Origin of the sequence: Stenotrophomonas sp. SrG (assembly GCF_050031795.1) — a bacterium.
Taxonomy (GTDB): Bacteria; Pseudomonadota; Gammaproteobacteria; order Xanthomonadales; family Xanthomonadaceae; genus Stenotrophomonas; species Stenotrophomonas rhizophila_A.
The window spans coordinates 1-236 of record NZ_JBNBBE010001322.1 but is presented as its reverse complement, the minus strand read 5'-3'; the positions used below and the strand labels follow the sequence as shown (position 1 = coordinate 236).

The window sequence follows — 236 nt, the reverse complement described above, 5'->3', positions numbered from 1 at the left end:
CTACCTGCGGTCTCTCATCAGCTCTGCCACGCCCTCGTGCTCGCCCGTCCTGCGCGACTGGGTGCTCGTCGCCGCCTCCGGCTCGACGCGGGGCCGTCTGTCCACCGCGCTGGCCCGCCGTCTGCGCGGCAAGCACAAGCCGGGCTACACCCCTCACGTTGATACCGGTGATTTCCTGGTTGTCATCTAGGCAGACAAGATTGCCGTCTCCGGCAACAAGCTGCAGGACAAGCGGT

General features: G+C 66.5%; 1 pseudogene. It reads left to right on the top strand.

The features are described 5' to 3' along the window. Nucleotides 1-16: 16 nt before the first annotated feature. Nucleotides 17-187, top strand: a pseudogene (locus ACQG3P_RS23710) (uL13 family ribosomal protein); the annotation flags it as partial. Nucleotides 188-236 lie beyond the last annotated feature (49 nt).